The organism is Tardiphaga sp. vice154 (assembly GCF_007018645.1).
In the GTDB taxonomy this organism is placed as follows: domain Bacteria; phylum Pseudomonadota; class Alphaproteobacteria; order Rhizobiales; family Xanthobacteraceae; genus Tardiphaga.
In genome coordinates this window covers 3,386,198-3,409,812 of the sequence record NZ_CP041399.1, presented here as the reverse complement: position 1 = coordinate 3,409,812, position 23,615 = coordinate 3,386,198, and the positions used below count along the sequence as shown (strand labels likewise).

The 23,615-nt window shown below is 63.6% G+C and carries 25 protein-coding genes and 1 pseudogene; 11 read left to right on the top strand and 15 right to left on the bottom strand.

Features of this window, described 5'->3' with window-relative positions:
- Positions 1–90: 90 nt before the first annotated feature.
- Complete coding sequence (locus tag FIU28_RS15915) at positions 91–1,860, bottom strand: D-alanyl-D-alanine carboxypeptidase (RefSeq protein WP_143574201.1); 1,770 nt, start codon at positions 1,858–1,860, stop codon at positions 91–93.
- Positions 1,861–2,245: 385 nt separating this feature from the next.
- Here FIU28_RS15915 and FIU28_RS15910 point away from each other — a divergent pair, with 385 nt between their 5' ends.
- A complete protein-coding gene (locus FIU28_RS15910; protein ID WP_143574200.1) occupies positions 2,246–2,581 on the top strand; it encodes a phasin family protein in 336 nt (111 codons plus the stop codon).
- Positions 2,582–2,644: 63 nt separating this feature from the next.
- Here the strand turns inward: FIU28_RS15910 and FIU28_RS15905 are convergent, their stop codons facing one another.
- A complete protein-coding gene (locus FIU28_RS15905) occupies positions 2,645–4,336 on the bottom strand; it encodes a pilus assembly protein (protein ID WP_143574199.1) in 1,692 nt (563 codons plus the stop codon).
- Between the two features lie 365 nt (positions 4,337–4,701).
- Here FIU28_RS15905 and clpS point away from each other — a divergent pair, with 365 nt between their 5' ends.
- The gene (gene clpS / locus FIU28_RS15900) at positions 4,702–5,034 is read left to right on the top strand and encodes an ATP-dependent Clp protease adapter ClpS (RefSeq protein WP_168203085.1); all 333 of its coding nucleotides are present in this window, start codon (positions 4,702–4,704) and stop codon (positions 5,032–5,034) included.
- A 257-nt stretch (positions 5,035–5,291) separates the two neighbouring features.
- A complete protein-coding gene (clpA, locus tag FIU28_RS15895) occupies positions 5,292–7,700 on the top strand; it encodes an ATP-dependent Clp protease ATP-binding subunit ClpA (RefSeq protein ID WP_143574197.1) in 2,409 nt (802 codons plus the stop codon).
- 215 nt (positions 7,701–7,915) lie between these two features.
- Here the strand turns inward: clpA and FIU28_RS15890 are convergent, their stop codons facing one another.
- Together FIU28_RS15890 and FIU28_RS15885 are read right to left on the bottom strand one after the other, a co-directional pair.
- Entirely contained in the window at positions 7,916–8,269 is a 354-nt protein-coding gene (locus FIU28_RS15890) for a PilZ domain-containing protein (protein WP_143574196.1), read from the bottom strand.
- Between the two features lie 110 nt (positions 8,270–8,379).
- The gene (locus tag FIU28_RS15885) at positions 8,380–9,306 is read right to left on the bottom strand and encodes a glycine/sarcosine/betaine reductase selenoprotein B family protein (protein WP_143574195.1); all 927 of its coding nucleotides are present in this window, start codon (positions 9,304–9,306) and stop codon (positions 8,380–8,382) included.
- 196 nt (positions 9,307–9,502) lie between these two features.
- Between FIU28_RS15885 and FIU28_RS15880 the strand changes: the two genes are divergently transcribed.
- The gene (locus tag FIU28_RS15880; protein ID WP_246661006.1) at positions 9,503–10,339 is read left to right on the top strand and encodes a lytic transglycosylase domain-containing protein; all 837 of its coding nucleotides are present in this window, start codon (positions 9,503–9,505) and stop codon (positions 10,337–10,339) included.
- A gap of 2 nt (positions 10,340–10,341) precedes the next feature.
- Here FIU28_RS15880 and FIU28_RS15875 read toward each other — a convergent pair whose 3' ends face one another.
- Positions 10,342–10,701, bottom strand: coding sequence for a PilZ domain-containing protein (locus FIU28_RS15875; protein WP_143574193.1), 360 nt, complete (start codon positions 10,699–10,701; stop codon positions 10,342–10,344).
- Between the two features lie 154 nt (positions 10,702–10,855).
- On the opposite strand from FIU28_RS15875, the gene FIU28_RS15870 reads away from it, so the two are divergent.
- The 4 genes from FIU28_RS15870 (at position 10,856) to tsaA (ending at position 13,491) form a co-directional block, all read left to right on the top strand.
- Entirely contained in the window at positions 10,856–11,590 is a 735-nt protein-coding gene (locus FIU28_RS15870; protein WP_143576222.1) for an AzlC family ABC transporter permease, read from the top strand.
- On the top strand, positions 11,587–11,931 hold the full coding sequence (locus FIU28_RS15865; RefSeq protein WP_143574192.1) for an AzlD domain-containing protein: 345 nt from the start codon (positions 11,587–11,589) through the stop codon (positions 11,929–11,931). Before FIU28_RS15870 ends, FIU28_RS15865 begins: the two co-directional genes overlap by 4 nt.
- A 70-nt stretch (positions 11,932–12,001) precedes the next feature.
- Positions 12,002–12,985 carry a Bug family tripartite tricarboxylate transporter substrate binding protein gene (locus FIU28_RS15860; protein ID WP_143574191.1) on the top strand — a complete coding sequence of 328 codons (984 nt, stop codon included), beginning with the start codon at positions 12,002–12,004 and terminating at the stop codon, positions 12,983–12,985.
- A 14-nt stretch (positions 12,986–12,999) separates the two neighbouring features.
- Positions 13,000–13,491 (top strand): tRNA (N6-threonylcarbamoyladenosine(37)-N6)-methyltransferase TrmO, encoded by a 492-nt coding sequence (tsaA, locus tag FIU28_RS15855; RefSeq protein ID WP_143574190.1) that lies wholly within the window; start codon positions 13,000–13,002, stop codon positions 13,489–13,491.
- Positions 13,492–13,556: 65 nt separating this feature from the next.
- Here the strand turns inward: tsaA and FIU28_RS15850 are convergent, their stop codons facing one another.
- From FIU28_RS15850 to FIU28_RS15835, 4 genes are all read right to left on the bottom strand, one after another.
- The gene (locus FIU28_RS15850; RefSeq protein ID WP_143574189.1) at positions 13,557–13,985 is read right to left on the bottom strand and encodes an HIT family protein; all 429 of its coding nucleotides are present in this window, start codon (positions 13,983–13,985) and stop codon (positions 13,557–13,559) included.
- A gap of 67 nt (positions 13,986–14,052) precedes the next feature.
- A complete protein-coding gene (locus FIU28_RS15845; protein WP_210245528.1) occupies positions 14,053–15,318 on the bottom strand; it encodes a GNAT family N-acetyltransferase in 1,266 nt (421 codons plus the stop codon).
- A 79-nt stretch (positions 15,319–15,397) separates the two neighbouring features.
- A complete protein-coding gene (locus FIU28_RS15840) occupies positions 15,398–16,150 on the bottom strand; it encodes a glycerophosphodiester phosphodiesterase (RefSeq protein ID WP_143574187.1) in 753 nt (250 codons plus the stop codon).
- Positions 16,151–16,164: 14 nt separating this feature from the next.
- Positions 16,165–16,632 carry a RidA family protein gene (locus FIU28_RS15835; RefSeq protein WP_143574186.1) on the bottom strand — a complete coding sequence of 156 codons (468 nt, stop codon included), beginning with the start codon at positions 16,630–16,632 and terminating at the stop codon, positions 16,165–16,167.
- Between the two features lie 243 nt (positions 16,633–16,875).
- Between FIU28_RS15835 and FIU28_RS15830 the strand changes: the two genes are divergently transcribed.
- On the top strand, positions 16,876–17,733 hold the full coding sequence (locus tag FIU28_RS15830; protein ID WP_143574185.1) for a cell envelope integrity EipB family protein: 858 nt from the start codon (positions 16,876–16,878) through the stop codon (positions 17,731–17,733).
- Between the two features lie 110 nt (positions 17,734–17,843).
- On the opposite strand, the gene FIU28_RS15825 is transcribed toward FIU28_RS15830, so the two are convergent.
- Positions 17,844–19,136: a DNA polymerase IV gene (locus tag FIU28_RS15825; RefSeq protein ID WP_143574184.1), complete on the bottom strand. Its 1,293-nt coding sequence runs from the start codon at positions 19,134–19,136 to the stop codon at positions 17,844–17,846.
- Positions 19,133–19,435, bottom strand: coding sequence for a DUF3572 domain-containing protein (locus FIU28_RS15820; protein WP_143574183.1), 303 nt, complete (start codon positions 19,433–19,435; stop codon positions 19,133–19,135). The genes FIU28_RS15825 and FIU28_RS15820 overlap by 4 nt, the downstream gene beginning before the upstream one ends.
- A 230-nt stretch (positions 19,436–19,665) precedes the next feature.
- Here FIU28_RS15820 and FIU28_RS15815 point away from each other — a divergent pair, with 230 nt between their 5' ends.
- Positions 19,666–20,031, top strand: a complete 366-nt coding sequence (locus FIU28_RS15815; protein WP_143574182.1) for a response regulator — start codon at positions 19,666–19,668, stop codon at positions 20,029–20,031.
- Between the two features lie 9 nt (positions 20,032–20,040).
- On the top strand, positions 20,041–21,414 hold the full coding sequence (locus tag FIU28_RS15810) for a PleD family two-component system response regulator (protein WP_143574181.1): 1,374 nt from the start codon (positions 20,041–20,043) through the stop codon (positions 21,412–21,414).
- 259 nt (positions 21,415–21,673) lie between these two features.
- Here the strand turns inward: FIU28_RS15810 and rpmG are convergent, their stop codons facing one another.
- The 4 genes and pseudogenes from rpmG to FIU28_RS15790 all read right to left on the bottom strand — a co-directional run bounded on the left by rpmG (position 21,674) and on the right by FIU28_RS15790 (position 23,582).
- Positions 21,674–21,841, bottom strand: a complete 168-nt coding sequence (rpmG, locus tag FIU28_RS15805; protein ID WP_143574180.1) for a 50S ribosomal protein L33 — start codon at positions 21,839–21,841, stop codon at positions 21,674–21,676.
- Between the two features lie 120 nt (positions 21,842–21,961).
- A pseudogene (locus tag FIU28_RS15800) lies at positions 21,962–22,298 on the bottom strand (LLM class flavin-dependent oxidoreductase); the annotation flags it as partial.
- 233 nt (positions 22,299–22,531) lie between these two features.
- Positions 22,532–22,741 (bottom strand): hypothetical protein, encoded by a 210-nt coding sequence (locus FIU28_RS15795; RefSeq protein ID WP_143574179.1) that lies wholly within the window; start codon positions 22,739–22,741, stop codon positions 22,532–22,534.
- 106 nt (positions 22,742–22,847) lie between these two features.
- Positions 22,848–23,582 (bottom strand): NUDIX hydrolase, encoded by a 735-nt coding sequence (locus FIU28_RS15790; protein WP_143574178.1) that lies wholly within the window; start codon positions 23,580–23,582, stop codon positions 22,848–22,850.
- Positions 23,583–23,615 lie beyond the last annotated feature (33 nt).

Here is a 23,615-nt window from a genome sequence, read left to right as displayed (position 1 = left end):
TGCGTGGGCCCGATTTGTTTACCGTGAAACGCAAGATGGCCGGGACATCGTCCCGGCCATCCAAACAAGGTAAATGAAGGGTTTCTGCGCTCAGTTCTTGATGGTGATGCAGGAGATCTCGGAGCGCTTCAGGGTCTTGCAGACCGCTTCCGCCTGATCCTTGTCGAGGCCGGCGAAGCGGGCGCGGTACAGCTTCTTGTCGCCCTTCGACACCACCGTCTCGGTGAACGGATCGGCCTTGCCGAGCAGGCCGCGGGCCTGTTCACGGGCGGCGTCGAGGCGCAACTTGGCCTCGCCTTCGCTGTCGAGCGCGCCGACCTGGATGATCCAGCCGCTATGCGTAGCGATCACCGGCTTGATGGCGCCGTTCTGCTGCAGCGCCTGGGTCACCGGGGCGTTGCGCGGCGCGGGGGCCGGCTCGGCATAGGCCATCGCCTGGTTCTGTGCATGGTTGGCGGGCAGCACGCCGAGAATGCCCTGGCCGGTGCCGAAATTGGCGGGCTGGCGCGGCATCTCCGAGCGCTGGTACAGCGAGTTCGAGGTTTCCGCGCTGCGGCCGGCTTCGTTGCGTGTCACGGTATTGGTGACGGGCGGGGCTTCCGGGGCGGCCGAGGCCGTCTTGAACTGGCCGGACTTGACCTGCACGGTCTTGACCCGCACCGGCTTCATCGGATCGGACGAGCCCGGGATCAGCGCCAGCGGTGCGCCTTCGATGACGCCGCTGCTGAGCATGGCCGGCTCCGGCTTGCGCGGCGCCGGCAAGGCTGCGGTTGCCGCCGCCATCACCGATGGCTTCACGACCACGGGGGGAGCTGCGCGGACCGGCGTCTCGATCGTCTCGGGCGCGGCGGAGGCGACCTGCACGGCGCCGTTGACCTGCTTCATCTGCGTCGGGCGCGCATCGGCCTGCGCTTCGGCGACCTCGCTCGCGGCCTCGTTCGGATTGCGTTCGGTGATAGCGGCAACGGTGCGGCGCGTGCCGCCCTTTTCGAAATTTTCGGCCAGCAGGTTGCGCATGATGTTGTCGCGCGAACCACCGGAGCGGCCTCCGAGCACGACGCCGACCAGATGGCGGTTGCCGCGGCGCATCGAGGACACCAGGTTGAAACCAGAGGCGCGGGTGTAGCCGGTCTTGATGCCGTCGACGCCTTCGACGCTGCCGATCAGGCGGTTATGGTTGCGGATCACGCTGCCGCGCCAAGCGAAGGCGCTGGTCGCAAAGTAGCGATAATAGCGCGGGAAGCGGTCCTGGATCGCGCGGCCGAGCGTCGACTGGTCGCGGGCCGTGGTAACCTGCTCGTCGTTCGGCAAGCCGTTGGCATTGCGGTAGACGGTACGGCTCATGCCCAACGCGCGCGCCTTGCGCGTCATCAGCTTGGCAAAATCGTCCTCGTCGCCGGCGATGGCTTCGGCGATCACCACGGAAGCATCATTGGCCGAACGCGTCACCAGGCCCTTGATGGCGTCTTCGACGCGCAGCGTCTGGCCGGGGCGCAGGCCGAGCTTGGTCGGCGCCTGCTCGGACGCGTATTTCGAAACATCCATTTCGGTATCGAGCGTCATCTTGCCGGATTCAAGTTTCTCGAACAGCAGATAAAGCGTCATGATCTTGGTCAGCGAGGCCGGGTGTCGCAAGGCGTCAGGATTGTTGGCGGACAGGACCGCGCCCGTGTTGCCATCGACCATGATCGAGGCGAACGCCGGGCTGTAGCCGCCGCCGGTGGCGACACGGTGGCCGGAGCGATGGCGACGCCTGGCATCGGCGGGATCGGTGGTGAGGGCGATGGTCGCAATGAGCGTGGCCAGTCCGAGCGCGCAAATCCGCAGCGTGCGCGATGAAGCCAAAGTTGTGCGAAGCATGAACTTCCCCGTCCCGATCTTCCGTCTCATCACCGGTCCGTGAGGCTAAATTAAGCCCACGATCCATGATGCGTCGCCGTTCACGCGCTGCGCCTGAACACTCTCTCGACCGTGTCGCGGTCACTGTCGTTTCAGCTAAGAGATTGTGTCCATGCGGTTATTGGCCTCTCAGCCGAACGCAGCACTCCAAGGAATGAGGTTAGGACCGGCGAGTTTCCAAAAGGTTAAGCAACTCTTGCAGGGCAGCCGCGCATTTGTGCTCAATATTAATGTTGTGCAGTGCACAATAACATTTGACTGGATTGTGCGGTGCGATATACATGGGCGTAGTCAGAGGCCGGGCGACCGGAAACGGCTGACTTGTCAGTCTGGAAAGGGATCCACCATGATCAACGTCGAAGAAATGCAGAAATACGGCAAGGAACAGTTCGACAGCGTCGTCGCCTCGGCCGCCACCATGCAGACCAGCGCGCAGGCGATCGCCTCCGCCGTCAGCGATTACACCAAGAAATCCTATGAAGACGGCAATGCCTTCGTCACCAGGCTGTCGGGCGTCAGGTCGCTCGACAAGGCGATCGAGGCGCAGACCGAATACGCCAAGTCGTCCTACGAGGCGTTTGTCGCGGAATCGCACAAGATCAGCGAACTTTATGCCGACCTCGCCAAGCAGGCCAGCAAGCCGTTCGAAGGTTTCATCGCCAAGATGACGCCCGCCCGCTGAACCGTCACCACGCTTTATCAAAACGCCCGGCCGGATGGCCGGGCGTTTTAGTTGGCGCGTGCGCTACTTCGCGACGCGCAGTTGCGACAGCGAGTTGTAGATCGAGTTGAACGCCGTCACGGTCTGTGACGCCGCGGTGACCAGATAGAAATTGCCGCTATTGCTGGCGCAGTATTGCAGCACACTGGACGTCGGGTCGGCCGGCGATCCCGTATTGACCTGAATCGTGTAGATCGTAACGCCCGCCGCCTTGATGTTGTCGCACAAGGTCTTCTGGCGGTCGTCGATCATGGTGCCGGTCTGCGAGCTGCCATTGCCATATTCCGGCCAGCGGTTTTCCGTGTTGAGACCGTCCGACAGCAGGATGATCGCCTTCACATAGGTATAGTTTACCTCCTCGGCGGGGGCATTGAACGGTGCCGTCTGGCCCAGAGACTGCCACGCCAGCGCCATGCCGATTGGCTGGTTGGTGCCGCCGGTGCCCTGCATGGCATCAATGCCGGATTTCAGCGTGCTCCAGTCATAGCTCAGCGGCGTCACCGTCTGCAGGAGCGGCGAGTTGCCGGGCGCACAATAGGACTCCTGGTTCTCGTAATACTGCTCGGCGGGGAATAGTGATGCCGTCGTGCCCGTAACCGGCGCGCTGTTCTTGGTGTCGTAATCCTGGGTACGGTCTGCGATGCAGCCGCTCCATGTATTCCGGTTGTTCGGCGTCCAGACGTGGGTGTAGGTCGGCTGCTTGCAGACCTTGCTATTGTTGTTGCCGCTGCATGTGCAGGCGCTCGAGAAGCCGTTGCAGCTCGCATAATATCCCGAACTGACGGTGACGGTCGTACTGGAGGCGACGCTCGTGTAGCAACCGTTGATCAGGTAATGATAGGCGTATTGGTAGCTCGACCTGTCGGCGCCAGGGCAAATCAATCCGCTCGACGGGATGCTGCTGACGACGCTGGTGCTGGTGCCGCTGGCCATGCAGGTGAAGCCGTCGTAGTTCATCGACCAGGGGCACGACGAACCTGGCCCGATCTGCGACCAGTTGCTCGGCTTCTTGGCCGAGGTGTTGAGGTCCGGCGCTTCGGCCTCCCAGTCAGTCCAGTCGATCCAGCTGGCGTTATAGTTGCTGGCGCCCATATTGACGTCCTTGGCGAAGGGGACGACGGAGATGTAGACGTCGCCATTGGTCTTGGAGAGCGCGCTGAGCTGGTCGACCAGGCTTTTCGCCGCCGTCTTGAGCGCGGGCAGCTTGCCGTCCTGGTTCATCGAGCCGGTATTGTCCAGCGCCATCGCGACCCGCATGCGGGCATTTCCCCAGGTGGTGGTCGATGACGAATTGATGGCGAGACGCGGGAAGCCGACCACGTTCATGAATTCGGTTGGTACCGATCCGGCGCCCGAGACCTGAACGGTCGCCCCTTTGCCGGTGTTGGGGGTGTAGACGGCGGAAACCGTGATCGCCGGTGCGTTCGGGTTGGTGTACAGCGCGTTGAAATAGACGCTGGCCTTGGCCGTGATGTCCGCGGCCGTCATGCTGGGCGTCACCGCGAGGTCCTTGGAGACCATCAGCGCTGCCGAATCCAGCGCCACCTGCATGGAGGACCGGGCCGAGGAGGCGCGGGTATAATCCACGGCGGCGCCGACAAAGCCGAGCAGGGGGGCGAGCACGATGGCGAACATGACGGCAACATTGCCGCCTTCCGCAGGCAGGAAACGCTGCAGGAAATTCCGGGCCAGACGTGACGTCGATCGGTTAGACATGAATACCGCCGCGATTGAAGATACGGAGATGTCGCAGGCTGCGGTTAAACAGACGGTAAATCCTGCCCCGGGATTTCGTAAAAAAGCCCTCTATTTATCCAAAAGGTTGTGGTCGTTTGGCCTTGAACGTTAACCGGGGGTGAACGGGGTCCCCGGGGTTTTGCCGCTGGCGGTGGTCGGGTATGCTTGCAGAGAGCCGGTACGAAACCCATATTCGTTTCGTCGGCCGGCCGACAAGGCGCTGCCATTTCGGGCTGCGACGGTGCCGCCCACTCCTTCGGAGATTTCGACGACACGCCATGTTGCAGATAACCTCAGAATTAAATCCGTTGGGCCCGCCGATGGCCGCCTCAGATCCCGTTCGGATGGCCGGCGAGGATAACCGGTCGGGAACGCCCGGTGGGCCGAACGCATCGGTCATCACCAAGGTAAAGCCGAAGAGCAAGCGCCCCAATCTCTACCGGGTGCTGATCCTGAACGATGACTACACGCCGATGGAATTCGTCGTTCACGTGCTGGAAAAATTCTTCCAGAAAAACGTCGAGGCGGCGACCGAAATCATGTTGCATGTCCACCACCACGGTATCGGCGAGTGCGGCGTGTTCACCTACGAAATCGCCGAGACCAAGGTGACGCAGGTGATGGACTTCGCCCGCAAGCACCAGCATCCTTTGCAATGCGTGATGGAAAAGAAGTAACCTCTGCCGGTTGCTTCGATTTGAGTCCCCGAACGGGAACGGGATTTGTATTGTTTCAGGCAGGCGCCTGCGGGATGGCCTGTGGGCCGGCACCGCATCGACGATGCCGGCGCAGGAAGCTTGCCGGCTGCGGGCAAAACGACACGCCAACGGAACCGACCTTTCGCCACAAGCTTGCATACCTATATGTGAGAAAGGTTCTTGTTGCCTGAGGCGGCAACGCCCATCATGATGATGGGGGCCAAAGAGGACGCGGAATGCCAACTTTTTCACAAAGCCTCGAACAATCGCTGCATCGCGCTCTCTCGATTGCGAATGAGCGTCATCACCAATACGCCACGCTGGAACATCTGCTGCTGTCGCTGGTGGATGATTCCGACGCGTCGGCAGTTATGCGGGCCTGCAGCGTCGATCTCGACAAGCTGCGCACCAGCCTGGTGAACTATCTCGAAACCGAATTCGAAAACCTGGTGACGGACGGCGCCGACGACGCCAAGCCGACCGCCGGTTTCCAGCGCGTGATCCAGCGCGCGGTGATCCATGTGCAGTCGTCCGGCCGCGAGGAAGTGACCGGCGCCAACGTGCTGATCGCGATCTTCGCCGAGCGGGAGAGCCACGCCGCGTATTTCCTGCAGGAGCAGGACATGACGCGCTACGACGCGGTCAATTACATCAGCCACGGCATCGCCAAGCGTCCGGGCGTTTCCGAAGCCCGCCCGGTGCGCGGCGTCGACGAGGAAACCGAGACGGCCAAGGGCGGCGACGAGTCCAAGAAGAAGGGCGAGGCGCTCGATACCTATTGCGTCAACCTCAACAAGAAGGCGCGGGACGGCAAGATCGACCCGGTGATCGGACGCAGTGCCGAGATCAACCGTGCGATCCAGGTGCTGTGCCGTCGCCAGAAGAACAATCCGCTGTTCGTCGGCGAAGCCGGTGTCGGCAAGACCGCGATCGCCGAAGGCCTGGCCAAGCGGATCGTCGATTCCGACGTGCCGGAAGTGCTGGCGGCGGCCACCGTGTTCTCGCTGGACATGGGCACGCTGCTGGCCGGCACGCGCTACCGCGGCGACTTCGAGGAACGCCTGAAGCAGGTGCTCAAGGAACTCGAGGCGCATCCGAATGCGATCCTGTTCATCGACGAGATCCATACCGTGATCGGCGCCGGCGCCACCTCCGGTGGCGCGATGGATGCTTCGAATCTGCTCAAGCCTGCCCTGGCTTCAGGCGGTATTCGCTGCATGGGCTCGACCACTTACAAGGAATACCGTCAGCACTTCGAGAAGGACCGCGCCTTGGTGCGCCGGTTCCAGAAGATCGACGTCAACGAGCCGACCATCGAGGATGCGATCGCGATCCTGAAGGGCCTGAAGCCGTATTTCGAGGACTATCACAAGCTCAAATACACCAACGAGGCGATCGAGGCGGCGGTGCAATTGTCGTCGCGCTATATCCACGACCGCAAGCTGCCGGACAAGGCCATCGACGTGATCGATGAGTCGGGTGCGGCGCAGATGCTGGTGGCCGAGAACAAGCGCAAGAAGACGATCGGCATCAAGGAGATCGAGACCACGATCGCGACGATGGCGCGGATCCCGCCCAAGAGCGTGTCGAAGGACGATGCCGAGGTGCTGCGTCATCTCGAGACCACGCTGAAGCGCGTGGTGTTCGGGCAGGACAACGCCATCGAGGCCTTGTCGGCATCGATCAAGCTGGCGCGTGCCGGCTTGCGTGAACCGGAGAAGCCGATCGGCTCCTATTTGTTCTCGGGCCCGACCGGCGTCGGCAAGACCGAAGTGGCCAAGCAACTCGCTGCCTCGCTCGGCGTCGAGCTGATCCGCTTCGACATGTCCGAATACATGGAGCGGCATACGGTATCGCGCCTGATCGGCGCGCCTCCCGGCTATGTCGGCTTCGACCAGGGCGGCCTTTTGACCGACGGCGTCGACCAGCATCCGCATTGCGTGGTGCTGCTCGACGAAATCGAGAAGGCGCATCCCGATCTGTACAACGTGCTGCTGCAGATCATGGATCACGGCAGGCTGACCGACCACAACGGTAAGCAGGTCAACTTCCGCAACGTGATTTTGATCATGACCACCAATGCCGGCGCCGCCGACATGGCGAAGGCGGCCTTCGGCTTCACGCGCAGCAAGCGGGAAGGCGAGGACCACGAGGCGATCAACCGGCAGTTTGCGCCGGAATTCCGCAATCGTCTCGATGCCATCGTCTCGTTCGCGCATCTCAATGCGGACGTGATCGGCATGGTGGTGGAGAAGTTCGTGCTGCAGCTCGAGGCCCAACTGGCCGACCGCGATGTCACGATCGAACTGTCCGAGCCCGCCAAGGCCTGGCTGGTCACGCACGGCTATGACGAGCAGATGGGCGCGCGTCCGATGGGCCGCGTGATCCAGGAGCACATCAAGAAGCCGCTGGCCGATGAACTGCTGTTCGGCAAGCTGAAGGACGGCGGCCACGTCCGCGTGGTGCTGGTTTCCGACGAGGCCGTGCTCGGTGTCGCGCAGGAGCGCATCGGCTTCGAATATGTCGATGGCCCGGTGACGCCGAAGCCCGAGAAGCTGCCGGGCAAGCGCGCCACCGCGCGCAAGCCGAAAACGGGCGGTCCCGGCGGATCGAAGGGTCCGGCGAAGGAGCCCTTGAAGGCCTAGGCAGCGCGAAGCCTGTCAAACGAAAAGGCTGGCGAGAAATCGCCGGCCTTTTTGGTTTGAGTTGAGCTGTCATTCCGTGGCGCGAGAGCGAAGCTCGAGCGAACCCGGAATCTGGAAATGTTCATCGTGCCATATCGAGGTTCCCCGCCGCTCCAATTGGAGTGGCTGAGGTTCGCTCGCGCTGATGCGCTCGCGCCCCGGAACGACAGTTTCAATTACTGCCCCAGCAGATCGTTGATCCGGCGCTGCAACTGGCGTTTCTTCTTCTCGCTTTTGCGCAGCCGCTCCGCGAGATCCGACTCCGGCAGCGCCTGGTCGGCGGGATCGGTGAACGCGACGCCGACGATATTGTCGCGCCACCAGATGATTTTCGCCAGGAACGACTTGCCCTTGCGGGCGATCGCAAGCTGAATCCGGTCCTTGGGCAAGCGCGCGCCGCTCTTGAATTCGAGCCGGGCGCCACGCTCGGAAATATCGCGTATCACGCATTCTTTCGGCGTCTTGGCATCGCTGGACGCGATGCCGCCAAAGATCACCCCATCACGCATCCCTTTGCGCCGCTCGTCCATGATGCGTTCCCCGTTTCGAACGGGACACTAGCGAGTTCCGCGCAGCAAGGAAGATCGAGGCGGCTTCGATGCGCTGTTAACGTAAACGCAGGATTGTCCTGCGTCTGGAATCAGGCCGCGGGCTCTCGCAGCGTTCGGGCGACGGCCTTTTGGGCGTCGAACTCGGCCCGGCGCCGCGCCAGTTCAGCCGGCGAAAGCAGCGCGACATTGTTGTAATCGCGCTTCCATGCGGCATCCAAAGCCCAGCGCAGCGGCGATTGCACGGTGGTCTGCGGTCCCACCGCGGATTCCAGCACGCGCATCGCCAGGTCCAAGGTGAAGTCCTGCGATGCCGCGTCGTGCGGTCGGCCGGCGGCATTGCCGAGCGGGAAATCGCTGAACAGGAAGCGCGGCACGGCGGCGTGCTCGACGATGTCCTTGGCGCAGCCCATCACCACCGTGGCGATGCCGTTTGCCTCCAGATGCCGGGCGGTCAGGCTGATGGTCTGGTGGCAGACCGGGCAATTCGGCACCAGTACGGCGACATCGACACGGTCGGCGCGGCAGCGCGCCAGAATCTCCGGCGCGTCGGTCTCCGTGGTGACGCGGTGGCTGCGGTTGGTCGGCGCACCATAAAAGCGCGGCGCGATCTTGCCGATCCGCCCGGACGCGGCAAGCCGATGCAGCGCGGGCAGCGGGAACCAGCTATTGCTGTCGGTCGCGGTCGTGTGCACGCGGTCATAGGCGATGTGCGAGATGCGCAGGTCGTGCGTCTGCGAGCTGTCGCCGTCATACACCGAATAGAATTTGGCGCCGCCATTATACGCCGCACCGGGACCCTGATCGCCGCGCGCGGGATCGAACGGCGCCGCCGTGGTGATGATGGCGACGCGCGATTGTGCCAGCGGCTTCTGCAGCGGCTGGAACGGCGCGTCACTGTGATGGGCCCAGCGGTAAGGCGTATCGTAACCGATCGCGCGATAATACTCGCGGGTACGCGCCATATAGGGGATCGGCACGTCGTCGTCGGCTGCAAAGCCTTGCGCAGTCTCGTCCATGCCGTCTCTCCCGCTTCCGCCGCATTTGATCCATAGCTATCGGCTGCGATCCCGCTGTCAAGAAGCCCAGGACTTGATGAACCGCCCCCTTGCGATCCTTGGCCGCATTCTTTGCATCGCCATGATGCTTGGCACGCCGTCGCAGGCGCAGGAGGCACTGCCGTCAAGCGAACTTGCCAAGCCCGGCGCGGATCGCATGATGCCGGCGGCGGCGCCGGATGTTTCGCGCATGACCGACACCCGCGAGTCGATGTGCCTGATGATCGAATCCGCCGCCCGCGCCAACGAGCTGCCGCTGGAATTCTTTGCCCGCGTGATCTGGCAGGAGAGCCGGTTTCAATCCAACGCCGTCGGTCCCGTGACCCGCAGCGGTCAGCGCGCGCAGGGCATCGCGCAATTCATGCCGGGCACCGCGAATGAGCGCCGGCTGCTGGATCCGTTCGATCCGGTGCAGGCGCTGCCGAAGTCGGCGGAATTTCTCAGCGAGCTGCGCGCGCAATTCGGCAATCTCGGCCTCGCCGCCGCCGCCTACAATGCCGGGCCGCGCCGCGTGCAGGAATGGCTGGACGGCAAAGGCTATATGCCGTTCGAGACCCGCAACTACGTCTCCGCGATCACCGGTGCGACGGTCGAGGACTGGCAGGCGGCTGGTCGCAATGGCCGGGCGCCGGAGCGGTTGCGCAGCTCGAGCTGTCGCGAATTGATGGCGCTGCTGCAACGCGCGCCCAATCCGTTCGTGACGCAACTCGAAGCTCGCGTGAAACTCGGCGAGGCGCGCGCGTGGGGCGTGCAGCTCGCCGCCGGCTTCAACCGCGACCGCGCGCTGGCAAGCTATGCCCGCGCCATGGTGCGGCTGCGCCCGCTGATCGGCGATCGCGATCCCAATCTGCACGGCGGGGTGTTGCGCAGCCGGGGCACGCGGATGTTCTACCAGGTGCGGATCGGCGAGGACACGCGGGCCGCCGCCGACGCACTCTGCCATCAGATCCAGCGCATCGGCCAGGCGTGCCTGGTGCTGCGCAACCGGGGCTGAAATCAGCGCTCGCAGCTCAGTTGCTCGACGCGTCGCGTCAGTGCCTTGTTGGCGCGCTCCATGGCTCGAACGCGCAACGCCCAGTTTAGCGTCATCTGCGTGGGGACGCTTCGATGATCGCGAAAAGCAAAGCCCGCGCGACCGGAGCGCCGCCATATCAGGCGTGCCCGGAAGGCGAGGCCTTTGTGAGGGATGGTGAGATCGAATTCACCCGCCAGAAGATCGACGTTGCCGAGATCGACCAAGGCACCGCGATCCGAGTAATTGCGAATGGTGCAGTCAAGTTTCGAGCGACGTTCGTTGAACGCGACGCTCCCTCCATAATATACTCGGCTGCGGAATGTACTGCGTCGATCGAGCATGGCATCACCCCAGGTTACCGCTAGAACTACCTCAGGTAGCGTCACTTTGAGAAGCCGAGGCGCGGTAAACTGTTTCTTAAGGTAAATCGCCGGCTTGACCGGGGCCGGCTTTGCCGCCCATGAGACGGCGTAGGAAAAATCGCAAAGGTTGCTCGTGGCACTGCCGGCATTGGACTCGACGGACTGGCAGGGCAGCGCAAAGGCCTATGCACTCGGCCTGCGTGCCATTTTTTCCACGATCCTGACGCTGGTGCTGTTCGCCACCTATGTCGGCATCGGCGCACTCGCGCATGACACGCGTTTCAGCCTGCTGTGGGCGCTGGCCTCGACGCTGTTCGTATGGGCCGGACCGGCACAGATCATTCTGATCTCGACGCTCGGCTCCGGGGCCACTGTCGTTCAGGCGGCGCTGGCCGTGGGCGTCAGCGCGATCCGGCTGTTTCCGATGGTCGTCTCGGTGCTGCCGATGCTGCGCACACCGGACACCCCGAAGCGCAGGCTGATCCTGCCGACGCATTTCATCGCGGTGACGCTGTGGGTGGAATGTTATCGCCTGCTGCCGCAGGTGCCGCGCGAGCGTCGCATCGCCTTCGTCAACGGGCTCGGCACCGGCCTTGTCGCGCAGGCGATGCTGGCGACCTGGGTCGGCTATCACCTCGCGGCCAATCTGCCGCCTTTGTTCGGCGCAGCCATCCTGTTGCTGACGCCTCTCGCCTTCCTGCTGTCCACCGCGCGCAACTGCAAGCAATTGTCCGACGTCGTGGCGCTGGTGCTCGGCCTGGTGCTGTTTCCGCTGGTTTCGCTGCTCAACACCGGCGTGGATATCATGATCTCCGGCGTCTCGGCCGGCTCCATCGCTTATGGTGTCCACTGGTGGCGACGGCGATGAGCGACTTCATCGGAGACTGGCACGCGCTGGCCGTGCTGCTGCTGGCAGGGTTTCTGCCCAATGAAGTCTGGCGCATGCTCGGCCTCTGGCTCGGCGGCGGCGTCGACGAGGAATCCGAATTGCTGGTGTGGGTGAGGGCGGTGGCGACCGCGATCCTCGCCGGCGTCATCGCGCAGATCCTGGTCTTGCCGCCCGGCGCGCTGGCCACTATCCCCGCCGAGTTGCGCTACGGCGCCGTCGCGGTCGGCCTTGCCGTTTTCATGGCGTCGAAGCGATCGATCTTTTTCGGCGTGGCGTCCGGCGAGCTGGTGATGGTCGCCGGCAAATACTGGCTGGGCTGACGACTCAGCTTGCGTCCCCCTCGGCGTTCGCTAGTCTGCCGCCAACAAAAACAAGACATCGGGTGAAACCATGACATCACGCGCCAGCTCCGTCTTCATTTCGTGCTGGGCGCTTGTCGCCCTCATGCTGGCGACGCCGGTTCGCGCCGCGGAATATCCGGTTCGGCCGATCAAGCTCGTAGTTCCCTATGCCGCCGGCGGTCCGACCGATGTGCTGGCACGATTGGTCGCGGACTATCTCGGCCGCGATCTCAAGCAGGCCACCGTGGTCGAGAACAAGCCGGGCGCGCAGGGCGCGATCGCGGCCGAGGTCGTGTCGCGCGCCGAGCCCGACGGCTACACGCTGTTCGTCACGGCGGCGTCGATCATGGTGCTCAACCCTCTGCTCTACAAAAAGCTGCCCTATGACGCGCAGAAGGATCTGCGCATGCTGACGATTGTGACCGACCTGCCGGTGGTGATGGAGGTGCATCCTTCGGTGCCGGCGAAGACGGTGCAGGAGTTCGTCGCCTACGCCAAGGCCAATCCCGGCAAGCTCAATTTCGGCTCGGCCGGCACCGGCGGCACCATCCATCTCGCCGGAGAAATGTTCAAGCAGATCGCCGGTGTCGACATGACCCACATCCCCTACAAGGGCGCGGGACCGGCGCTGACCGATCTGTTGTCCGGCAATATCCAGGTGATGTTCGACACGCTGTCCACTGCGCTGCCGCCGGTCAGAGCGGGCATGCTCCGCCCGCTCGGCGTGTCGTCGGCGCAGCGCAGTCCGGATCTGCCGGATGTCCCGACCGTGATCGAAAGCGGTTATCCGGACTATCAGGTCGGCGTCTGGTTCGGCCTGGCCGGACAGGCGAAGCTGCCGGAGGACATCGTGAAGAAGATCATGGCGAGCATGGACCGCGCGCTGGAGGATCCGGCGTTTCGCGCTTCGCTGGAGAAGATCGGCTTCCCGGTGCTGCGCCCGAAGACGCCGACGCAGATCGCGGAATTCGTTGACGAGGACCGGGCGCGGTGGTCGAAGGTGATCAAGGCGCAGAACATCTCGCTGGATTGAAACGGGATTGACCGATGGTTCGTGAAAGCGAGATCCGCGACGGCGAGAGCGCCGTCGATGCGCCGAAGCCTGTTCATGCCGGGCTGGTCTATATCGGCCGCATCCGCACGCCCTGGACGTCGCGGCTGGAGACGCCGCGGCAGGGCCGCCACGACGGCCCGGTATGCCGGCTGGAAATCTTCGAGCCCTGGGTGCCGGCGTTGCAGGGGCTCGATCTGTTCGAGCATCTCGAAGTGATCTACTGGCTGCATCTGTCGCGCCGCGACCTGGTGCTGCAAAGCCCGAAGAATGACGGCCGCGCGCGCGGTACCTTCTCGCTGCGCTCGCCGGTGCGGCCCAACCCAATCGGCACCTCAATGGTGAGGCTGATCGGCATCGAGGGTCCGACGGTGTTCGTGCGCGGCCTCGACTGTCTCGACGAGACGCCGCTCCTGGATCTCAAGCCCGACCGCTGCGAGTTCACCCCGCTGGCGCCGCCGCAGCCCGGCGATTTCCAGACGGGGTAGGTGGCGTTTTTTCACCTCGCCCCGCAAAGAGCGGGGCGAGGTGGCGCAGGGCCGGTGCGATCCGGTTACAGCGCCGCCAGCGCCGCGATCAGCTTCGTCGCATTGTCTTCCAGCACCTTGGGATCTTCCTTGCGCGTCGCGGGCGGCAGCAGGCCGACATTGTCGTGGCGGGGCATCACATGCATGTGCAGGTGGAACACGACCTGGCCGCCGGCTGCTTCCGAATATTGCGCGATGGTCATGCCGTCGGCGGCGAAAGCCGTTCGGGCCGCCGCTGCGATCCGGTGCGCGGTGCGGGCGACGTGGCCGTAATCGTCTGCCGTGATATCGAAAATGTTGCGCGCCGGCGCCTTGGGAATCACCAGCGTATGGCCGGGCGTGCGCGGCATGATGTCGAGGAAGGCGAGGGTGTGGTCGTCTTCATACACCTTGTAGCAGGAGAACTCGCCGCGCAGGATCTTGGCGAAGATGTTGCTGGGGTCATACGCGGTCATGGTGCCTCCCGGAGAATTTCGGCGACTGTCGCCGCCAACCTTGAATCGGTCAACCCGTACCGGCGCGTCAGGTCGGTTCTTCGTGGGTGCTGTGAATGTCACCCTTGCGGAACGGGCCGGCCTCGGTCAGTTCGCGCACCGCTTCCGCCACATGCGCGCGCTCATGTTTCAGATAATCCGCCACCGCGCGGCGGAAGCCGGGGTCGGCGATGTAATGTGCGGAGTAGGTGGTCTGCGGCAGGTATCCGCGCGCGATCTTGTGCTCGCCCTGCGCGCCGGCCTCGACGGTCTTCAGCCCGCGCTGGATCGCAAAGTCGATCGCCTGATAATAGCAGACCTCGAAATGCAGGAACGGGTGGTGCTCGACGGCGCCCCAGTGCCGGCCGAACAACGTGTCCGAGCCGATGAAGTTGATGGCGCCGGCGATCCAGCGGCCCTCACGCTTCGCCATGATCAGCACGACGTCGCGGGCCATGGTGGCGGCGATCTCGCTGTAGAAGGCGCGGGTCAGATAGGGCCGGCCCCATTTGCGCGACCCGGTCTCCATGTAGAAGGCGAAGAAGGCGTCCCACGCATCGTCGGTGATGTCATTGCCGGTCAGCGCGTGGATGGTGATGCCGTTCGCCAGCGCGTCGCGACGCTCGCGCTTGATCGCCTTGCGGTGGCGCGAGTTCAGGGTGGCGAGGAAATCGTCGAACGAGGCATAGCCGGGATTGTGGAAGTGAAACTGCTGGTCGGTGCGCTGCAGGAATCCCTTTTCGGCGAGAAACTTCCACTCGTTCTCTCGCGCAAAGGTGACGTGCACCGACGACGCGTCGGTCGCGTCGCACAGTCCGATCAGCCCGCCGGCCAGCGCCTGGCCGATGCGGTGGGCATCGGCGGGATCGCGGATCAGGAGGCGCGGGCCGGTCGCCGGGGTGAACGGAACCGAGGCCTGCAGCTTCGGATAATACTGGCCGCCGGCGCGCTCATAGGCGTCGGCCCAGCCGCGGTCGAACACGTACTCGCCCTGGGAATGCGATTTCAGATAGCACGGCACCACGCCGACGATGGCGGCATCGCGCTTCGCGATCAGGTGCCGCGGACCCCATCCGGTGCGCGCGCAGGCCGAATTCGATTTCTCGAGCGCGAGGAAGAAAGCGTGCGAAATGAATGGGTTATACGTCAAAGCCGAGGTGTTGGTGCGGGGCGTTGAAGGCGCGCACGAGGCTAGCGTGTCCAGCGATTCGAGTTCGCCAGCGTCGGCGCCGGAGGTGGCGCAGGCATCCCAGTCCACGGCCGGAATCTGGCTGATGGAGGAGACGGCTTCCAGCGTTATGTCCGACGAATTCATCAAGGCCCGGTCAGTTGCGATCGGCCATCGCGATGACCGTCCATAGATTTGTGCATCGCGGAGGTCAGCGCAAGGGCGGTCACGGTTCGGGGACGAAGCCCTCGAAAATCATCTGGTCGGCATGAGCCCTGGCGACAGCGCGCTGTTCCGGGGTGCGCACTGTCCAGGTCAGCAGCGCGCAGCCGAACAGATGACGCGCTATCCACGGCGCCGGGGCCGGCAAATCCTTCACCCAATAGGCCACGAAATGCGGCCGGGTGGTGAAAGCATGGCGAAGGCTTTGCATGCCGCGGCGCTGGGCCGGTGTCAGTTCCAGCCACTCGCCGTCGTCGTAGCGCCGCTGCGCGGTGATGCCGCGCGGCAGCGCCGGCAACAGCTGGCGCAGCGCCAGCACCTGGTCGGGATCGAACGACATCACGGCCACTGGGCCGGAATAGGATTTCAGGATTTCCGCCATCCGGCCAACGAGCTGGCGGTCGCCGTCGAAGTGACTTTTCACTTCCAGCACCAGCCCGACCCGGCCATCGACCAGCGCGCAGAGATCGGCGAGCGACATCATCCGCTCGTCGGTGTCCTTGAACGCCACCTGCTTCAGCTCGGCGGCGGTGTGGCTGCGCAGCGAGCCGGAGCCGATGGTGAGCCGGCCGAGATCGTCGTCGTGGTGGACCATCGCCTCGCCATCGGCGGACAGTTGCAGGTCGACCTCGATCGAGAAGTTGCCGGCGATCGCGGCGGCGATGGCGCCCGGCATGTTCTCGACCACGCCGCGGGCGCGGTCATGCAGGCCGCGATGCGCGACCGGGCGGGCGGTGAGCCAGGCGGGAGCGTGCATCGCAGGTTCTCTGGTTAGGCGACCTCGAACACGCCGTCGACCTCGACGGCGCAATCGGCGGGCAGGGAGGCCACGCCGACCGCGGCCCGGGCATGCCGGCCCTTGTCGCCGAACGCCGCGACCATCAGGTCGGAAGCGCCGTTGATGACCTTCGGCGCATCGACGAAGTCGGGGGTGGAGTTGACGAAACCGCCGAGACGGACCACGCGCACCACCTTGTCGAGATCGCCCAGCGCGGCCTTGACCTGGGCCAGCAGGTTGATGGCGCAGCCCCGGGCGGCGTTGACGCCCTGGTCGAGCGTGACGCCGGCGCCGAGCTTGCCCTTGGCGATCAACTGGCCGTCCGCGCCCATGCAGATCTGGCCGGAGACGAACAGCAGATTGCCGGTCCGCACGAAGCCGACGTAATTCGCCACCGGGCTGATCGGCTCATGGATCGTCACACCGAGGGCTGCCAGTTTCTGCTCGACCGTTCCTGCCATTACCGTCTCCGTTCTGAAAATTGCGTCCGAACCGTCCGCGTGCCGCGTCGGGCGGCCTGTTTCACCCATCGCGTCCTGTCATGCAAGCAACCACGGGTGACGCCCGGCGCCGACAGGGAACGCCTCGGTAGCATCAAATTCACGACAATGGACCGGCATATTTCGGTCGTCGCCAATTCCGGCCGCAGTTGCGGCGCAATGGGGCGCTCTTTAGTATCGTCACTCAGCAGTCAGGGAACCCGCATGCGCCGATCAGCCTCTCTTTCCTGCATTCAAGCCGGTGCCGTGGCGCTGGCGCTGATGGGTCTCGGCGGCGCGGCGAAGGCCGCGGCCCCCGTGCCGTTCATGGCGCATCAGGCGCTGTATGAATTGAAGCTGCTGAAGTCGCGCGGCAATGCCAGCGTCAATTCCGCCAGCGGGCGCATTCTGTATAATTTCACCGGCAGCGCCTGCGAGGGCTACACCTCGGATTTCCGCCAGGTCTCGGAGCTGGAAACCGGCGAGGGCAAGAACACGCTGAGCGATTTGCGCTCGACGAGCTGGGAAGACGGCGCCGGCAAGAGCTATCGTTTCAAGATCGACACTCGCATGAACGACGGCGACCCCAGCGTGATCGACGGCATCGCCGAGCGCGAGGGCGATCACGTCACCGTCAAGCTCAAGCAGCCGGTGGTGAAGACCCTCACGCTCGATGGCTCGACCGTGTTTCCGACCGAGCAGATCCACCGCATTATCGCCGCGGCGCGCGACGGCAAGTCGCTGCTTGAGCTCAAGGTCTATGACGGCTCCGACACCGGCGAGAAGGTCTACAACACGCTGACGGTGATCGGGGCCGCGATCCCCGGCGACCGCGCCGGTGCCGAGCCCGATGCCTCGACCACGTCCGACGCGATGAAGCCGCTGACCCGCTGGCCGGTGACGGTGAGCTATTATGACGAAACCGCCAAGCCGAACAGCGGCGAGCAGACGCCGGTCTATGCGATGTCGTTCGAGCTGTACGAAAATGGCGTGTCGCGCTCGCTGGTGCTGGACTACAATGATTTCGTGATCGGCGGCACCATGGGCAAGTTCAACGTGAAGGACAGCAAGCCCTGCAAGTGATGAGCGTAGCCCGGATGACAATCCGGGGCCGGGCCATCCACTATTGATGCTGTTCCCGGATTGCGTCGCCTCGCCGCCATGCGGCGCGTCGACTTCATCCGGGCTACAAGTTACGAACTCTTTACCGGCCCCTCATAGGCAATGCCGCGGATCACCGCCGCGTCGCCGAACTTCTTGCGCAACCCGTCCATCGCGCGCTCGGCATCGGCGGAGCGGCGGTCGATCATGTCGGTGTCGCCGGCCTGCGAGCCCGGCTGCAGCGCGCTGACGCCGGTGCCGATCAGGCGGAAGGCGGTGCCGTCGATCTCCTTCGCAAGCATCTCGCGCGAGATCGCAAAGATCTTCGCCGCGAGCTGGGTGGGGGAATGGATCGATTGCGAGCGGGTGCGCTGGCGGAAATCCGCGGTCTTCAGTTTCAGGGTCACCGTGGTGCCGGCCACTTCCCCGCTCTTCAGTCGCGACGATACCTTCTCCGACAGCCGCCACAGGATCTTCTCCAGTGTGGCGAAGTCGCGGATGTCCTCATTGAAGGTGGTCTCATTGGAGATCGTCTTGGCGTTACGATCGGCCACAACCTTGCGGTCGTCGATGCCGCGCGCCAGCCGCCATAGCCGGCGGCCTTCGCCGCCGAACTGCTTCATCAATTCAAGCTCGTCGGCCTTCTGCAGGTCGCCGATCTTGCGGAAGCCACGCTGCGAGAGCCGTTCGGCGGTGGCGGGGCCGACGCCGAAGATGAAGCCGACCGGGCGGTCGGCCAGCATCGCGCAGGCATCCGCCTGGTCGAGCACGGCGAAGCCGCGCGGCTTGTCGAGATCGCTAGCGATCTTGGCCAAAAACTTGTTCACCGACAGGCCCACCGAAACCGTGATGCCGATGTTGCGCTCGATCTCTGCGGCAAACTTCGCCAGCACCTTGGCCGGGATCATGCCGTGGACGCGTTGCGTGCCGGCGAGATCGAGGAAGGCCTCGTCGATCGACAGCGGCTCGACCAACGGCGTCAGCGCCTGCATCGCATGGCGCACCTCGCGGCCAACGCGGACGTACTTGGCCATGTCGGGTTTGACCACCGCGGCTGCGGGGCACAGTTCCAGCGCCTTGAACATCGGCATTGCCGAGCGGATACCATAGGTGCGGGCGATATAGCAGGCGGCCGACACCACGCCGCGCTTGCCGCCGCCGATGATGACCGGGCGGTCGGCCAGTTCCGGATTGTCGCGCTTCTCCACCGTGGCGTAGAAGGCGTCGCAATCGATATGGGCCATCGTCAAAGCGGGCAGGGCATGGTGGCGCACCAGCCGCGGCGAGCCGCAGGCGGTGCAGCGCCTCGCGGCGATATTCTGGTCGGCAAGGCAATCCCGGCAGAAGCAGCGCGGTCCGCTCGTTTCTGTCGGGGCGGGAATCACGGGATGTCGCGCTCGAGCCTGGGATCGCCGAGTGCCTGCCGGGCGGCTGCAATGGTCGTCGGATGCAACTGGGACGAGGCCGAAAACGCCTGCACCGTCTCGTCGTCGCGCAGCACGAAATCCAGCACGCTGACGAGAAACTGCGGGTCCTTGGCGGCGGAGCGCAGCGTCTCCGGGCCGATTCCGCTCTCGGACAGGAACAAACCCAGCCGCTCAGGCTCGCCGGCCACGAAGGATAGCGCCTGAATGGCAACGATTTCAGCGACTTGTCCCGGGTGCTGGGAGCGCTTTTTTAGCATGGCTGTTTGCCTTTCCGTAACTAATCGTCTCTAGTTTACCATCATGCCCGAGTCACCGGGGCGTTGCCAGCAACTGGCCGATGCCGACGGACAACGGGCGCTCCGGCAGGGGTGGTCGGGGACACTCCGGGCCGCAACTGAGTTCCCCTTGCAGGTTGTATCGCGCGTGCGGCAGAGCAATGTCGTTCGGCGCACATCGAGAACGTTATCGTTCAGGATTGGAGGGCGGGATGGCTAAAACCGTCCTGATCGTGGAAGATAATGAGCTCAATATGAAGCTCTTCCGCGATCTGCTTGAAGCGCATGGCTATCTGACCATCGGTACCAGCAATGGTTACGAGGCGCTCGAGATCGTTCGCAAGCAACGTCCCGATCTCGTGTTGATGGACATCCAGTTGCCGCAGGTGTCCGGCCTCGAAGTGACACGCTGGATCAAGGACGATCCGGGGCTGCGCATGATACCGATCGTCGCCGTCACCGCCTTCGCCATGAAGGGCGATGAAGAGCGCATCCGCGAGGGCGGCTGCGAAGCCTATTTATCCAAGCCTATTTCAGTCGGCAAATTTATCGAGACCGTTCGTCGGTTTATCGGTTAGGGGGTCTCGATGTCCGCGCGTATCCTGGTCGTCGACGACATCCCCGCCAACGTCAAGCTGCTCGAAGCCCGTCTCTCGGCCGAATATTTCGACGTTACCACCGCATCGTCGGGCGCCCAGGCGCTGGAGATCTGCGCGCGCTCCGAATGCGATCTGATCCTGCTCGATGTGATGATGCCGGACATGGACGGCTTCGAGGTCTGCCGCAGGCTGAAGGCCAATCCGAAGACGCATTTCATTCCGGTGGTGATGGTCACCGCGCTGGACAGTCCGGCCGATCGCGTGCGCGGCCTCGAGGCCGGCGCCGATGATTTCCTGACCAAGCCGGTGGCGGACGCCGTGCTGATTGCGCGGGTCCGTTCGCTGACGCGGTTGAAGATGATGACCGACGAGTTGCGGATGCGCGCCATCACCTCGCTGGAGATTGGCGTGCAGGCGCCGGAGCGCTCGGCGGTGGCCGATCCGGGCATGGGCGGGCGCATTCTGCTGGTCGATGACCGGCCGTCGTCCTATGAGCGGCTGGCGCCGATCCTGAGCGCCGAGCACCATGTCGATGTCGAACCCAATCCTGCGGACGCCCTGTTTCATGCAGCGGAAGGTAATTACGACCTGCTGATCGTTTCGCTCGGCCTGGAGAGTTTCGACGGCTTGCGGCTGTGCAGCCAGGCGCGTTCGCTGGAGCGCACGCGGCAGGTGCCGATCCTGGCGATCGCGGATGCCGACAATGATGCGCGGATGCTGCGTGGCCTCGAAATCGGCGTCAACGACTACCTGTTGCGCCCGGTCGACAAGAACGAGCTGCTGGCGCGCGCACGGACGCAAGTCAGGCGTCGCCGCTACACCGACCATCTGCGCGACAATGTGCAGAACTCGATCGAGATGGCGATCACCGACGGTCTCACCGGGCTGCATAATCGCCGCTACATGGAGAGCCATCTCGAAACGCTGGCGGAGCAGGCCGCAAACCGCGGCAAGCCGCTGGCGGTGCTGATGCTCGACATCGACTTCTTCAAGTCGATCAACGACAACCACGGCCATGATTGCGGCGACGACGTGCTGCGGGAATTCGCCGTGCGGATCCGCAAGTCGATCCGCGGCATCGATCTGGCGTGCCGCTACGGCGGCGAGGAATTCATCATCGTGATGCCGGAGACCGACCTCAAGGTCGCCGGCATGGTCGCCGAACGTCTGCGCCGCGCCATTGCCGGCGAGCCCTTCGCGATCGACAAGGGCAACAAGCACATCGAGGTGACGATCTCGATCGGTCTGTCGACGCTGGAAATCAAGGGCGAGCCGGTCGCCGACGTCCTCAAGCGCGCCGACGTGGCTTTGTATCGCGCCAAGCATGACGGTCGTAACCGGGTGGTCTCGGCGGCGGCTTGAGTTTCCTTTTCTTACCCTCCCCTGGAGGGGGAGGGTCGAATAGATCGCACGGAGTGCGATCTATTCGGGGTGGGGTGAGTAGCGAAACGACGGAGCTTCGCCATTCACCCCACCCCGTCTCGCATCGCGCTGCGCGCGACTGCTCGCCGACCCTCCCCCTCCAGGGGAGGGTAAGAAGACGGCGCAGCCGTCTGAACTTCCCACAACGAAAAACGGAGCCTTTCGGCTCCGTTCGATCGTCAGCAGCTGAAAACATCGCTTACTTGATCTTGGATTCCTTGAACTCGACGTGCTTGCGCGCGACGGGGTCGTACTTCTTCTTGACCATCTTGTCGGTCATGGTGCGCGAGTTCTTCTTCGCAGTGTAATAAAAGCCGGTGTCCGCGGTGGAAACGAGCTTGATCTTGATGGTGACCGCCTTGGCCATGTGAAAACCTCTGATGTCAGGAATCGGTGACAGCCAGAGCACTGGCCGCGTTGCGCGCAACCTAGCCTCGAATGCCCCAAAGTCAAGGTTGGCGGTCCGGAAAAGCGCCCATCCGGCGTCTCAGGCGGGAAAGAAGCGGTTTTTCGGTCGGGGCAGGCCCGGATTGTCCCGTAGCGTGGCACCTTCCTCTTCGGCGCGGAAGATTCCGCGTCGTCGCAGTTCCGGCACCACTCGATCGACGAAGGCATCCAGGCCCTCCGGCAGAAACGGGAACAGGATGCGGAAACCGTCGCAGGCCTCCGTCACCAGCCATTCTTCCATCTGGTCGCCAATGGTCTGCAGCATGCCGACGAAGGTTGCGCCGTAGCCGCCTCGCCCTGCGCGAGCAGGCGCGCCGCAAGGTCGATGACGTGCGGACGGCGCTCTCGCTGGTATTGGTTGGCGGGATCCCGGGCAGGGGGCAGGAAAAAATCCTACATGCCGATTGCGACATCGTCGAACGCGCGCGGCGCAACTGACGTTTCGCCCTTCCAACTTCCTGATGCTGATACCGAAAGATTGCGACGCCAGCGGCCGGAAGAATCCGGCGCTCACGCGGGAAGAAGATTGTTGCGGTTCAAGCAAGGCAAGGTGGACTGCCGCGACGGCGGCGGACAACGGGAGATCAGGCGTCGCTCGGTCCTGCAGCGGTCAGAACATCGTGGTGCGCGATTCGCTCGCCATCAGCTCTTCGTTTTCCGCAAGCTGGATCCACGATACCGCCAGGTCGAGCATCGCGCGGACCTTTTCGTGGTCGTCCTCCACGCTGGCGCGCTGGCCGAGCGCGGATGCTTTCTGGCGGTATCGGAGCGAATCCGGCGTGAAGGTCGAAACATCGACGACGTCTTCGAACGAATGCATTTGCCCCATTGTCGTTAGCTCCTCGCCTCCAGAGGTGTGTAAGTGGCAGCGGCAAACGATTGGGTTAAAATAACTGTGAAAATAGATCGCAGTTCAATATTAGCACTCAGCCTTCGCCGGGTAGCATATCAAGCTGCATCTTGCCACTATACCAATGGAAAAACGGCAGAGGCGCATGATGGTTCAATGGACCAGTACTTAGCCGCTTCTGCAATTGATTCAGAACATTTTTTGTCATCGCGTGGGCATCGGCCAGATGTTCGGAGCCGAGTTCGACCCATAGCAACTCTACCAGTTCCGCGTCGGCGTGTATGACGCCTTCGATACGATGTGCGATAGCGGACACATCAGCGGTAAAGAAGCGTGTATCGAACCGCTTGATCCGGCCGGGCGGCGTGATGGCGCGCGCGATCAGAAACAGTCCGGACGGATCGGGCAGCAGGCCGGCATCGTTGAACGCCGACCATGCGCCAGACAGTTTTTTGGGCTGGCCTTCGACCTTGCGGCCGAGACAGAGCCCGGTTTCCTCGCAAGCTTCCCGGATAGCGGCGACGGCCAGAGAACGCGCGCGCGAAGGGGCGGTCTTCGGACTACCCTTGGCGAGATTGGCTTCGAGCTCGGGCGGGAGGGGGGCTGCGATCGGGATCTTGCTGTCGGTCTTGTCGACACTGCCACCAGGAAAGACGTACTTGCCGGGCATGAACACGACATTGGCGTGACGCTTGCCGACCAGCACTTTCGGGATTGTTCCGGACCGGTCGACCAGCATCAACGTCGCGGCGTCTCGCGGACGCTTGTAGGGATGGTGATCTGCTTCCTTGCCGAGCTGTACGTCGCTCATGCCGCCCTCGTTTTTGATTTTCTTGATTGATGT